Genomic DNA, 12,788 nt, shown 5'->3' on the forward strand with positions numbered 1-12,788 from the left:
CAGCTCTGCTTCACACCCGCGCGACGCAGTCCCGCCGCGGGGTGCGCCGAGGGGCCCCGGGACGCTCCCGGGACCCCTCGGTCTCCTTCCCTACTTCTGGCTGAAGGTGTCCTCCAGCACCGTGTCGATCGAGCCGCCGACGGTGACGGTGTAGGTGCCGCTGGGCGTCACCCACTCGTCGTCGTCCGCGCCCCAGTACTGCAGGAGGTGCAGGTCCTCCTGGTCCTCGGCGGTGAACGTCACGGTGACGTTCTCGTGCTCGCCGGGCTCGAGGTCCACCGAGGCCCAGCCGGCGAGCCGCTTCGACGGCTCGTCGGCGGACGCCGGGAGCTCGAGGTAGACCTGGGCGACCTCGGTCGCCGCGACGTCACCGGTGTTGGTCACCCGGAACTTCACGCGGATCTCGTGGGTGCCCTTGTGGCTGGTCGGGGTCACCTGCAGGTGGCTGTACTCGAACTCCGAGTACGTGAGGCCGTAGCCGAACTCGAACAGCGGCTCGACGTCCTGCGCCTCGTACCAGCGGTAGCCGATCTCCATGCCCTCGGAGTAGTCGACCTGGCGGATGTTGGAGGAGTCCATGATCCCCGGGAACTGCGCCTCCGAGGCGCCGGTGGGGGTCTCCTCGAGCGAGGCCGGGAAGGTCATCGGAAGGTGACCCGACGGGGAGACCTCACCGGTGAGGAGCTGCACGAGAGCGGGGCCGAACTGCTCGCCCGGGTACCACATCTCGAGCACGCCGGACACGTCGTCGAGCCACGGCATCTCGACCGCCGAGCCTGTGTTGAGCACCACGACCGTCTGATCGTTGGCGGCCGCCACCGTCGCGACCAGCTCGTCACCGCCGCCCTGGAGCGACAGATCGGCGAGGTCGCTGAACTCCCCGGTGCGCTGGTAGCCGAACACGATAGCGACGTCGACGTCCGCGGCATCAGCCGCGGCCGACTCGAGGTCGCTGCCGTCGTTGACCACGAGGGTCCCGCCGGCCTCGGCGATCGCCTCGGCGAAGGCCTCGTCGGGTGCGACGAGGTCCTCGCACGTCATCGTGCCGCCGCCACCGAACGCCCACTTCATCGAGCACACGGAAGACGCGCTGATCCCATCGGTCGCCGTCGCCGACGCCGTGGCGCCGAACAGCCCGACCGTGAGGTCGTCGCCGAGCGAGATCGGCAGCGTGCCGTCGTTCTGGAGCAGCACAGAGCCCTCGAGCGCGGTCTGGAGAGCGATCTCCTTGTGCTCGTCGGTGGAGGCGTCCTCGACGGCCTCATCCTGGAGCGGGTTGTCGAACAGGCCTCCGCCGATGTACGCCTCGACGACGCGATGAGCGGCATCCAGGATGCGCTCCTGGGTGATCTCACCGGCCGCGAGCGCCGCGTCGAGGTTGTCGGGAGCGAAGTAGTTCGGCGCGTTGAGCTCCTGGTCCAGACCGTTCATGAGCGCATCCGCCGTCGAGTGCACGGCGCCGAAGTCGGACACCACGTAGCCCTCGAACCCGATCTGGTCCTTGAGTAGCGTGTTGAGCACGTCGGCGTTCTCGCACGCGTAGGTCCCGTTGATCTGGTTGTACGAGCACATCACGGACGACGTGCCGCCGCGCGTGATCGCGATCTCGTTGACGAGGCTGTACGACTCGACCAGGGTGCGCTCGTCCACGTTGGACGACGAGCTCGACCGGTTCGTCTCCTGCTCGTTGGCGATGAAGTGCTTGAGGTCGGACAGCACGGCCTTGTCGGGGTCGTTCGAGTCCTCGATGCCGACGATCGTCGACGCAGCCATCAGGCCGGCGAGCACCGCATCCTCGCCGAAGTACTCGGGGGTACGGCCGGACAGCACCGTGCGACCGCTCGCGACGCCCGGTCCGAGGATGACGTTCTTGCCCATGTCGTAGGCCTCATCGGCCTGGGCGGCGCCCTTGAGCTCGGCGAGCTCGAGGCTCCACGAGGAGGCGACCGCGATCGGAGCCGCGAAGGCCGTGACGCCCTCGGTGAAGCGCACACCGTCGGGGCCATCGGTGTAGACGACCGTCGGGGTGCACGCGACCTGCGCCTCGTACTCGGCGGTCACCTCGCCCGTCCGCCGGTTGGTCCACTGGGTCTGCTCGGGGTTGTTGGCGGCCTGCTCGTTGAGCCAGCGGTAGATCTGGCTCTGCGTGCTGGCCTCGAGGAGGGCGTCCGCCCTCTCCGACGCGGTCAGCGACGTGTCCATCCACGCGACGGTCGAGCAGTCGACGACGCCGTCGTCCGCCACCTCGCCGCTCGCCTGAGTCCCGGGGAGCATCATCGCCGCCGCTCCCAGCAATGCCGCCGAGGCGATGAGGCGCCGGCGTGGCCCGAATCGGGCGCGCAGTACTGCTTCCATGAGGTATCCCTTCCTCGCCATTGAGTGTCCATACCGTGGACTTGAACCGGTTCAAGTTCAGTCCACGTGAAACGTATCAAGGGCAGGAACGACCTGCAACATTTGAAGTTTTAGGAGCGATTTCGGCGATTTGCCGGATCTCCGGGCCCCTGCGTCAGGCCGTCGTGCCCCGGATCACCAAGGTGGGGGCGATGTCGACGGCCCGATGCTCGTGCGCGGGGTCGTCGATCTCCTCGAAGAGCAGCCCCGCCCCGACTGCACCGATGGCCCGGCCTCCCTGCCGCACCGTCGTGAGCGGCCTGGGGGTGTCGCGCGCCGCCTGGTTGTCGTCGTAGCCGACCACCGCCACGTCCTCGGGAACCGCGACACCGGCCTCGACCAGCGACTGCACGAGGCCCGCGGCGAGCAGGTCGGACACCGCGAACACCGCGTCGATCTCACCCGAGCGCACCGCCTCGGCGAGCTCGCCCCCGGCAGCCCAGCCCGAGGCACGTCTGAGGTTCGGCACCTCGACCGTGCGAGCGATCGTCAGTCCGTGGGACGCGAGCTCAACCTCGAACCCGCGCACGCGCTCATCGACCGGAGGTAGCATGCGGAGCCCGTACACCAGGGCGAGGCGCGTGCGCCCCGTCTCGAGGAGATGACGCGCGACGAGCCCTCCGCCCCTGACGTTGTCCGCGTGCACCGAGCAGAAGTGCGCGGGATCGGCGCGATGGTTGAGAAGCACGAGCGGACGCTTGCGCGCCGCCTCATGCCTCACGCCCTCGTACTGCTGCTCCGAGTTGAGGCTGAGGAGCGTGCCGAGCGCACGGGCACTCTCGAACATCCCGACGTAGCGGAGCTCGCGGCTCAGGGACTGGCGCGAGTCGGCGGCCAGCACGAAGGCCTCCCGCTCATCCGCGACGGACTCGATCCCGGCGAGGATGTCGGTGAAGAAGGAGTTGCTCAGGTCGCTCAGCACCGCACCGACGATGGGCGCGGTGCCCGTGGCGAGTGAGCGTGCGGTCGCATGCGGGACGAAGCCGAGCTCGGAGATGGCCGCCTCGACCCGCCCCCGCGTGGCGACCGCGACCCGATCGGGGTGGTTCAGGACATGCGAGACGGTCCCCTTCGACACCCCCGCGAGCGCGGCGACATCGTCGATCCGCACCCTGCCGTCGTCGCCCCTCGCGTGACTCACAGGCCCAGCGTACGGCGATCTCCCCTGCTCAGGGGCTCGCGACGGTGCTGCGACGCACTACGAGCGTCGGCGCGAGGTGCACCATCCGGTGCTCGTGATAGGGATCGTGGAGCTCCTCGAACACCAGGTTCGCGCCCGCCGCGCCCATGCCCTCGCCCGGCTGCCTGATCGTGGTGAGCGGAAGGGGGCTGTCCCACGCCGCGCGGTTGTCGTCATAGCCGACGATGGCGACGTCCTCCGGGATCCGCACCCCCGCTCCCGAGAGCGCCTGGGCGACGCCGGCTGCGACGAGGTCCGCGATCGCGAAGATCCCGTCGATCTCTCCGCGCTCGATCCGGCTCAGCAGCGCCCGCCCCGCGCTCCACCCGTACGCGCGGTTGAGCTCGCCGACGTCCTCGCGAACCACCGTCTGCGCGAGGAGCTCGCCCGCCTCATCCTCGAAGCCACGACACCTGTCCGCGACCGGCTGGAGGGACTCGGGCCCGCCCACGAGCGCGAGGCGTCGCCTGCCCGTCTCCACGAGATGCCGCGCCGCGAGCCGACCGCCCTCGTAGTTGTCGGTGTGCACGGCGCAGTGCGTGCCGTCGTCGCCGCGGTAGTTGAGGAAGACCAGCGGCCTGCCCGCGCGGTACCCGTCCGCGAGCGCGCGGTAGTGGCTCGCGTCGTTGATCGTCACGAGCGTGCCCATCGTCTGGGTCGCGGCGAACGCCGCGAGGTATCGCCGCTCGCGCTCCAGATCGGAGTCGGTGTTCGCCATGAGCACGAACGTCCCGTGCTCCGAGGCGATGCGCTCGACTCCTCGCGAGATGTCGACGAACAGGGAGTTGGAGAGGTCGGACAGGATGAGGCCGAGCGCACGCGTCGAGCCGGAGGCGAGCGACCGCGCTGGCCCGTGGGGGCTGAAGTCGAGCTGGGCGATCGCCTGCTCCACCTTGTCCCGCGTGCGCGGCGACACCCTCTCCGGGTGATTGAGGACGTTGGACACGGTGCCCTGTGACACGCCCGCGAGCGCGGCGACGTCCATGATCGAGGCGCGCTTGGCTCCGTTGCCGGCGTCCGACTCCGTCATGCGCTGAATCCTAGGCGGCGGGACCCCATTGTCGCGGCGCCTCTCCGGGTTCATGCCATGTCCTCGATCCGCCATTCGTCGTACCAGTCGATCAGCACTCGGCCGTCGTCCGCGAAGCGGATCGGCAGCCAGACGTAGCGGGCTCGCGAGGGGTCGGGCACGGTGAGCTCACGCATCCCGGTGTCCTCGGCACCGGCCTCGATCTGCGCGAAGTACTCGTCGAACAGGTCGTACGCCTCGGAACCGTGAGCGTCGTAGTCGGGCAGCCAGCGGTCCCCGAGCGCGATGTGGAAGTCCTTGCCCGGGACGTTGAAGACCGAGCTCACCTGCGTGCGGTACGAGGTGCGCGACGCATCGTCCGGATGAGGGTCCCCGACGACGGACCACGGCCCGTGGATCGTGTCCGCCACGGCGACCTCGGAGGCGTTCGGGTAGTAGCCCGTCGTCCCTGAGGTCACGAGGTACTGCCGTCCTCCGTGGCGGAAGAACGACGGCGCCTCGCGCGTGAACGGCGGCCGCCCGTGGTGGAAGTGCGTCGAGTAGTAGCCCGTCACATCCGTGTAGTCGTCGGTGAGGTCGGCCACGATGAGCTCCGAGTGCACGCGCTCGAAGATGTAGTAGCCCTTGCCGTCGTGCGGATCGACCACCAGATCGAAGTCGCCGGCGTACATGCCGAGGGGCCGGAAGTCGGCCTTCGCCATCGTGTAGGGCCCGAGGATCGAGTCGGCGACCAGCGTGGACGAGAGCTGCACCGAGCCCGACATGACCTTGATCCAGCACACGTACTTCTTCGTGTGAGGGTTGTAGAGGATGTGGGGACGGTCCATCCCGCGCCCGGGATGCAGCGGCGAGGTCGAATCGTCCTCGACGGGCGGGATGATGACGCCCTCGTCCTTCCAGTTGTACAGATCCGTCGACGAGTAGCAGCGCACTCCCCAGTGCCAGATGCCCGAGCCCGGGGTCGTGAACTCCTTGTTCTCTCCGTACCAGTAGTAGGTGCCGTCGACCTCCATCACCGAGCCGCCGTGCGCCTGGATGGGCTTGCCGTCGGTGTCCAGCCACTCCTGGCCGGGATGGAAGCTGTCGTAGATCGGCGCGGTCATCGCGCATCCTCCTGGGTCTCCGCGAGGGCGGCTCCGCCCTCGATGGTCGCGGTGTAGTGGTGGGTTCCCGCGTGTGCGCTGTGCGTCGCACCGTCCGGAAGGACGACGGAGGCCGTCACCCCGTCCGGGACGACGACGTCGAGCACGAAGGCGTCGCCGTCGAGCGTCCATGCGACCCCGATCAGCCCGAAGGGGCTGAGGTGTCGCGCGGACGCCGAGGTGAGCCCGCCGCCAGGACGGGGTCGGATCTCCACCTCGCGATAGCCGGGCGCGACCGGGGCGAGCCCCGCGACGACACGGTGCAGGAAGTCGACCACCCCGCCCAGCGCGTAGTGGTTGAACGACGTCATGTCTCCCGGGTTGATGCTGCCGTCAGGCAGCATCGAGTCCCAGCGCTCCCAGATCGTCGTCGCCCCCATGGACACGGGATAGAGCCACGACGGGCACTCCTGCTGGAGCAGCAGACCGTACGCGTCGTCGAGATGCCCCGAGGACGCGAGCGCGTCGCAGATGATCGGCGTGCCGACGAAGCCCGTCTGCACGTGATGGCCGCCCGCGCGGACCGCCTCGCTCAGCAGGTCGCCGAGCCGCTCACGCACCGCGGCGTCCTCGACCAGGCCGAACTCGAGACCGAGCGCGAGCGCGGTCGGGGCGTCGGCGATGCCCGCGAGGTCCGAGAACCACCGAGCGCGGATGGCCGTGACCACGCGGTCGGCGAGCGCGCGGTAGCGAGCCTCGTCCTCCGCCTCGTCGAGCAGCGCCGCCACGTCGGCCACGATGCGCGCCGACTTCACGACGTAGGAGCTCGCGACCAGGTACTTGTCGGTGCGCGCGAGGCCCGGGTCCTCCGGCGGCGCGGCAGGGTCGAGCCAGTCGCCGAGCTCCATCGACCCCTCGACCACGTCGTCGGGGCCGACGCGCAGCTCGAGGTGGTCGACCCAGGCCTTCATGCTCGCGTACTGGGCCGCGAGGACGCCGAGGTCGCCGCGGCGCTCGTACATCGTCCACGGCACGATCGCGGCAGCATCGCCCCACGCGGCCGAGGCGCTGCGCGGGAATCCGCACTCGACCCACGGCACGAAGTTCGGCACCCAGCCGTCCGGCTCCTGCTCGGCCGCGACGTCCTTGAGCCATGAGGTGAGGACGCCGTCGGCGCCGTAGAGGAACTCCGCGGCCGGCGCGAACACCTGGATGTCGCCGGTCCACCCCATCCTCTCGTCTCGCTGCGGGCAGTCCGTCGGGAGATCCACGAAGTTGTCGCGCATGCTCCACACGGTGTTCTCGTGCAGGCGGTTGAGCATCGGATCGCTGCACTCGAACCAGCCACGACGCTCCATGTCGGTGTGGATCGCGACCGCCTCGACGTCGCCGTCGGACAGCTCGCCGGGCCAGCCCTCGAGCTCCGCGTAGCGGAACCCGTGGATGGTGAAGCGCGGCATCCACGTGACCGGACCGTCACCCGCGGAGGTGTACGAGTCGACCGAGATCGCGAGCCTGAGCGGCCTCGTCCCGAGCTCGTCGTTCTCGAGCACCTCGGCATGATGCAGCCGCACGGTATGGCCGACGGGCGCGTCCACCGCGATGCGCAGGAGACCCGAGATGTTCTGGCCGAAGTCGAGGCGGATGCGCCCGTTCGGGCGGCGCTCGACGGTCACGGGCGCGAGAGCCTCGATGGGCCGCACGGGCTCGCCGATCGCCGCCTCGAGGCGCGCGGTCACGGACGATGCGGCACGCGCCTCGGGCCGGGACCACGAGGAGTCGTCGAAGCCGGCGACGTCCCACCCGAACGGGACCAGACGCGCGTCGTAGGTCTCCCCCTCGTACAGCCCCACGCGCACGGCGGGGCCGGGGAGGGAGCGCCATGCGTCGCCCAGCGGGACGATGCGGGTCGCGCCGGACGCGTCCGCCACCTCAAGCTGGAGCAGTGTCCCCACGTGCTCGCCGTAGACGTCCCACAGTCCACCGTCGAAGCCGATGCGGCCGCGGAACCAGCCGTCGGCGAGCTCGACCGCGAGGGCGTTCGGGCCCTCGCGCAGCAGCGCGGTGACGTCGTGGACGCGGTAGCGCAGGCGATGCGTGTAGCTCGTCCAGCCCGGGGCGAGGTGCTCGTCCGAGACGGGGTCGCCGTTGAGCGCAGCGGTGAAGACGCCTTGGGCCGTGGCGTAGAGCCGCGCCCGCACGGGGACCTCGGGCAGGTCGAACTCGGCGCGCAGCAGATGCGAGGGGCGCAGCTCGTGCGGAGCGGCCGCCGACGGGACGACGAGCGGCTCGGTCCAGTCCGTGGCGTCCAGCAGTCCAGCCTCGACGACGAGGGGCGCGCTCCAGTCGGACCACTCCCCGTGCGAGGACACGCGGATCGAGACGTCGACCGCCTCGCGCGAGCCGAGCGGGGCGAAGGGCCAGTCGACGAGGACGCCCGTCGCGCTCGCGAGGTCCGCGACCTGCTCTCCCGCGGCGCCCACGGCCCGGGCCTGGGCGACCTCGGGAGCAGCCGCATCGTCCAGGTGCCACGAGAGCCGGGGCGTGGAGGTGCCGAGCCCGAGGGCGTCCGCGCGAAGCTCCGCGCGGACATGAGTGACGGCGGTCATCCCTTCACCGCTCCCTGCGTCATGCCCGCCATGACCTTCTTGTTGAGGAAGATGTAGAGGGCGAGGGTGCCGAACACCGTGACGGAGATGCCCGCGAAGAGCGGGCCGTAGTCGACGGCGCCGTACTGGCCGGTGAAGTTCAGCAGTCCGACCTGGATGGTCCTGAGGTCGGCCTTGGTGACGAACGTCAGCGCGATGAGCAGGTCGTTCCACAGGAAGAAGAACTGCACGAGCGCGACCGTGAAGATCGCGTTCCTCACGAGCGGCACGGTGACGCTCCAGAAGATCCGGTAGACGTTCGCGCCGTCGAGCGTCGCCGCCTCGAAGACCTCCTGCGGCAGCTGCCGCATGAAGGTCGCGAGCATGAACACCGTCAGCGGCATGCCGATCGCCGTGTACGTGATGATCAGCGGCCAGATCGAGTTCGTGATGCCTGCCTGGTAGTACACGTTGAACAGCGGCAGCAGGATCATCTGCGTGGGGATCATGATGCCCGCGAGGAACATCACGAGGATCACGCTCCTGCCCTTCCAGATGAGGATCTGGAGGGCGTATGCCGCCGCAGTCCCGAACACGAGGATCAGTCCGAGCGAGGGGAAGACCGCGAGCACCGAGTTCTTGATGTACGTGGCGAGTCCGCCCTCGACGAAGGCCGAGATGTAGTTGTCCAGGTTGACCTGCTGCGGCAGCGCCCAGAAGGGCTCCGAGAGGAATTCGGGCTGCGTCTTGAACGAGCCCATGAGGATCCAGAACATCGGGTAGACGACCGTCAGCAGGAGCAGGCCGACCCCGATCCAGCCAGGGAGCCTGCGCACGCGCATCCTGAGGGGCTTCTTGCTGCGACGCGCGGGCGCGTCGCCGAGGGTGGCGGAGCTCACTTCGTCACGTCCTTTCGCATCGAGCGGAACACGAACACCGTCGCGAGGAGGCACAGGATCGTCAGCACGAAGGCGATCGTGCTGCCATATCCGTACTGGCCGTAAGCGAACGAGGTGCGGAACATGTACAGCGTCAGTGGTGTGGTCGCGGAGCCAGGGCCTCCGTTGGTGAGCGCAACGATCGAGTCGAACACCTTCAAGGTGCCGTTGATCGAGAAGATCACCGCGGACAGCAGCACGGGCAGCGACAGCGGGAACACGATGCTGCGAACGAGCCTCCAGCTCGACGCGCCGTCGATCTTCGCGGACTCCATGACGTCGGTCGGGATCTCGACGAGCCCCGCGTACAGCAGCACGGCGTAGAAGCCCATCGAGCGCCAGACGTCCATGAGGATGACGACCCAGAACGCGTACGACGGCGTGCCGAGGAAGTCCGTGAGGTCGCCGCCCATCCACATGAAGATCGTGTTCACGGGGCCGACGGTGGGCGCGGCCTCGAACATGCGGGAGAACATCAGCGCGACGGCCACGGTCGGGAGGATCACCGGGAAGAAGATGGTCGCGCGCACGAGCGACGACTTGTTCTGCAGGAAGAAGATGTACAGAAGCGCGAGCCCGTAGCCCGCGGCGACCTGGAGGGTCGTCATCACGACTGCGTACTTGAGGGTGAACCACAGCGCGTCGTGGGCGGTCGAGTCGCCGAAGAACTCGATCCAGTTGTCGAGGCCGACGAACTCGAAGCCCGAGACCGCGTTGCCCGACTGGAAGGTGTACGTCACCGACCACAGGATCGGGACGATCATGACGATGGTGTAGACCAGCAGCGCGGGCGTGAGCATGAGCGCCGTCGCACGCCGGTTACGGAATACGGATTCCACGGTGGTGTCCTAGTTTGCTGGTGGTGCCGGCTCCGGGGCCCGCGGCGACGCGAACCCCGGAACCGACGTGGAGAGAGAGGGGAAGAGGAGTTCCCTACTCCTGGTTGGCGTCCTGGACGAGCTGCATGAACTCCTCGGCGGACACGGCACCGGTGATCAGGCCACCACCGTTGGTCTGGGACACCGTGGTGCCCTCAGAGGTGAACGCCGCCTCGAACCACAGCACCGAGCCCGTCGCGTTGGCGATCTCGTCCTGGACCAGCGTGGTGAGGTCGGACTGGTCGGCCGGGGTCTCGGTGATGGTGAAGCCGGTGACCTGGCCGGACTCGGCGAGCGCCACGTTGCCGTAGTTCTCGGCGATGCACTTGACCCACTCGCCGATGTCGTCCGAGTAGTTCACGGTGCTGAACATGACCGGGATGCCCGCGTTCGCAGGAACCTCATCGATGCTGCCCGCGCCGCCCGAGACCTCGGGGAACGCGAAGTAGCCGATGTTGTCCGCACCGATCTGGTTCTGCTCCTCGTCGTTGAAGTTGCCGAGCGCCCAGCTGCCCATGTAGAACATCGCGCCGCCACCCGTGAGGAACTGGTTCATCGCGGTGTTGTAGTCGACGGAGCCGGCGGCGGCACCGAAGTAGCCCGCGTCGCCGAGCTCGGCGACTGCCTCGGCGCCCGCGACGTACTCCGCGTCGGTGAGGCTCGCCTCGCCGTCGGCGACCTTCTGGAGCGCGTCGGCACCGAGGTCGCGAAGGATGTAGTTGCCGACGAGGCGGGTGACGGGCCAGCCGTCCGAGCCCGCGGCGATGAAGGGCTGGATGCCCGCGGCGTCAAGCGCGGCGGCCACGTCGACGAGCTCGTCCCACGTGGTCGGCACGTCGACGCCGGCCTCCGCGAAGAGCTCCTCGTTGTACCAGAAGCCCTCGATGTTGTACTCGCTCGGCAGAGCGTAGAGGTCGTCGGTGCCGTAGAGCTGCTCGAGCGTCGCCTCGGCTGCGGGAAGGACCGCGTCCTCGACGCCGAGCTCCTCGAAGGCCTCGGTGAGGTTGAGCACGAGGCCCGCGTCGATGAACTCCTTCATGAGCGACGGGGTGCCCGCCGCCATGGAGAAGTTGGTGAGCGCGTCGCTGCCCGCGTAGACCTGCAGCTGCTGGTCCCACGTGGTGCCGTCGATGGCGTCGGTCACGAGCGGGGTGCCGTCCGCGGCAGCCGAGCATGCGCCGGCCTGCAGGGACTCGAGCGTCGCCGCGATGGTCGTGTTCTGGGTCTGGCCCAGGTAGGTGAACTCGTCGCTGGTGGTGGCGGTCTCCTCGGTGGCTCCCGAGTCCGAGGCCGAGCCCGAGGCCTCCGTATCTCCGCCGGAGCTGCAGGCCGCAAGGGTCAGGGCCCCCACGCCGGTGAGTGCGATCGCCGCGAGCGTGGTGCGACGGGGCGCAAAGGTCATGTTCACGATTCCTCCTTGAATCAGCCATGAGAGACGCTTCCACTTTGAAGCGCTTCATTTCGGAGGCTAGGACTCTGCCGCCGGGCTGTCAACAGTTTCGTCCGGCCGGCCCGGAACGCCGAACGACAGCCCACCGCCCACGCTCGGGCGATACATTCAAGGAACCTGAAGCAAGTCCTAATTCACCTTCTACCAGGTATTTCAATTGCATATCGCCCGAACTCTCGGAGCAGGCAAGCCTCGCATCGCACGCGCTCCGGCCAATTGTTCACGCTCACAACTCGCGCTTGCCGCTCTCGCAGAATCGCAGCCGGCACCCCGCTGTTATTGAATCGATATCATTGAAATTTCAAATCGCCTACGTCCACCGGTGATCCACGATGACAGGCGAGGACTCGCCTCCCATCGGAGAGCCGAAGCGCGACGCTCCGCCCAGGGACACCATGCGGGTAGCGCGCGGAACCACGGGTCCGAGCGCATCGCACCGCTCCCGGGTGACGCCACCAACGCGTGGATGCGGGCAGCCGCAGGCGCGGCTCAGCCCTCGCGGCCGACGAAGACGATGCCCTTGTCTGCGAGCTCGCCCGCGGCGTGCAGCCCCGGGATCACGACGTCGGCCTCGGTGAGCACCGCGGGGTCGCCGATTCCGACCGCCACCATGTCGCCCGCATGCGCCGCATCGATGCCCGCGATCGCATCCTCGAAGACCACACAGTCCTTGGGCTCGACGCCGAGCGCCTCGGCGCCCGCGAGGAACACGCGGGGATTCGGCTTGGCCTCAGTCACCACGGAGCCGTCGATGACCGCGTCGAAGAGGTCCACGATCTCGAGGCACTCGAGGATCATCGGCGCGTTCCGGCTCGCCGACCCGAGCGCCGTGAGCACGCCTCGGCCCCGCAGCCCCTCGAGGTACTCGCGCGCGCCGGGAAGCATGTCGTCGGGAGTGATCGAGCTGATCGCCTCGACGTACCTGGCGTTCTTCTCCGCAGCGAGGCGCACGGCCTCCTCCTCGGACACCGTGACGCCGCCGATGCGCAGCACGACCCGCAGCGCATCCATGCGGCCGACGCCCTTGAGGAGCTCCTCGTCCTCGTCGGCGAGCGTGAAGCCGAGCTCCGCCGCGGTCTGCCTCCACGCGGCGAAGTGGTGCACCGCGGTGTCGACGATCACGCCGTCCAGGTCGAAGAGCGCTGCGCGATAGGTGGTCATGTCGAGTCCTCCCAGGGTGATCGTCCTTCACGTCCGCTTACGATTCTGGGGGATGAGCACGCAAGAGTCACGACGTGGCGCGCGATC

9 protein-coding genes are annotated in these 12,788 nt (G+C 68.7%); all 9 read right to left on the minus strand.

The window, feature by feature from the left end; all coding sequences use genetic code 11:
- Positions 1-90 precede the first annotated feature (90 nt).
- The 9 genes from B7K23_RS00335 to pgmB all read right to left on the minus strand — a co-directional run bounded on the left by B7K23_RS00335 (position 91) and on the right by pgmB (position 12,701).
- Positions 91-2,376: a glycoside hydrolase family 3 protein gene (locus B7K23_RS00335; RefSeq protein ID WP_200809747.1), complete on the minus strand. Its 2,286-nt coding sequence runs from the start codon at positions 2,374-2,376 to the stop codon at positions 91-93.
- A gap of 133 nt (positions 2,377-2,509) precedes the next feature.
- Complete coding sequence (locus tag B7K23_RS00340) at positions 2,510-3,535, minus strand: LacI family DNA-binding transcriptional regulator (RefSeq protein ID WP_084124111.1); 1,026 nt, start codon at positions 3,533-3,535, stop codon at positions 2,510-2,512.
- A 28-nt stretch (positions 3,536-3,563) separates the two neighbouring features.
- Positions 3,564-4,604, minus strand: a complete 1,041-nt coding sequence (locus tag B7K23_RS00345; RefSeq protein ID WP_084124113.1) for a LacI family DNA-binding transcriptional regulator — start codon at positions 4,602-4,604, stop codon at positions 3,564-3,566.
- Positions 4,605-4,654: 50 nt separating this feature from the next.
- Entirely contained in the window at positions 4,655-5,707 is a 1,053-nt protein-coding gene (locus B7K23_RS00350) for a family 43 glycosylhydrolase (RefSeq protein ID WP_084124115.1), read from the minus strand.
- Positions 5,704-8,295 (minus strand): family 78 glycoside hydrolase catalytic domain, encoded by a 2,592-nt coding sequence (locus B7K23_RS00355; protein ID WP_084124117.1) that lies wholly within the window; start codon positions 8,293-8,295, stop codon positions 5,704-5,706. Before B7K23_RS00355 ends, B7K23_RS00350 begins: the two co-directional genes overlap by 4 nt.
- Positions 8,292-9,173 (minus strand): carbohydrate ABC transporter permease, encoded by an 882-nt coding sequence (locus B7K23_RS00360; protein ID WP_234996346.1) that lies wholly within the window; start codon positions 9,171-9,173, stop codon positions 8,292-8,294. Before B7K23_RS00360 ends, B7K23_RS00355 begins: the two co-directional genes overlap by 4 nt.
- Positions 9,170-10,051: a carbohydrate ABC transporter permease gene (locus B7K23_RS00365; RefSeq protein ID WP_084124119.1), complete on the minus strand. Its 882-nt coding sequence runs from the start codon at positions 10,049-10,051 to the stop codon at positions 9,170-9,172. Before B7K23_RS00365 ends, B7K23_RS00360 begins: the two co-directional genes overlap by 4 nt.
- Positions 10,052-10,145: 94 nt before the next feature.
- Positions 10,146-11,492 carry an ABC transporter substrate-binding protein gene (locus B7K23_RS00370; RefSeq protein ID WP_084126047.1) on the minus strand — a complete coding sequence of 449 codons (1,347 nt, stop codon included), beginning with the start codon at positions 11,490-11,492 and terminating at the stop codon, positions 10,146-10,148.
- A gap of 537 nt (positions 11,493-12,029) precedes the next feature.
- A complete protein-coding gene (pgmB, locus tag B7K23_RS00375) occupies positions 12,030-12,701 on the minus strand; it encodes a beta-phosphoglucomutase (RefSeq protein ID WP_084124121.1) in 672 nt (223 codons plus the stop codon).
- Positions 12,702-12,788: the final 87 nt, after the last annotated feature.

It is taken from the genome of Demequina sp. NBRC 110054, assembly GCF_002090115.1.
In the GTDB taxonomy this organism is placed as follows: Bacteria; Actinomycetota; Actinomycetes; order Actinomycetales; family Demequinaceae; genus Demequina.

Excerpts from the sequence above, each read along its gene's own strand:
- B7K23_RS00345 (WP_084124113.1), bottom strand. The coding sequence starts at position 4,604 with ATGACGGAGTCGGACGCCGGCAACGGAGCCAAGCGCGCCTCGATCATG.
- B7K23_RS00370 (WP_084126047.1), bottom strand. The coding sequence starts at position 11,492 with ATGACCTTTGCGCCCCGTCGCACCACGCTCGCGGCGATCGCACTCACC.
- B7K23_RS00350 (WP_084124115.1), bottom strand. The coding sequence starts at position 5,707 with ATGACCGCGCCGATCTACGACAGCTTCCATCCCGGCCAGGAGTGGCTG.
- B7K23_RS00335 (WP_200809747.1), bottom strand. The coding sequence starts at position 2,376 with ATGGCGAGGAAGGGATACCTCATGGAAGCAGTACTGCGCGCCCGATTC.
- B7K23_RS00355 (WP_084124117.1), bottom strand. The coding sequence starts at position 8,295 with ATGACCGCCGTCACTCATGTCCGCGCGGAGCTTCGCGCGGACGCCCTC.
- pgmB (WP_084124121.1), bottom strand. The coding sequence starts at position 12,701 with ATGACCACCTATCGCGCAGCGCTCTTCGACCTGGACGGCGTGATCGTC.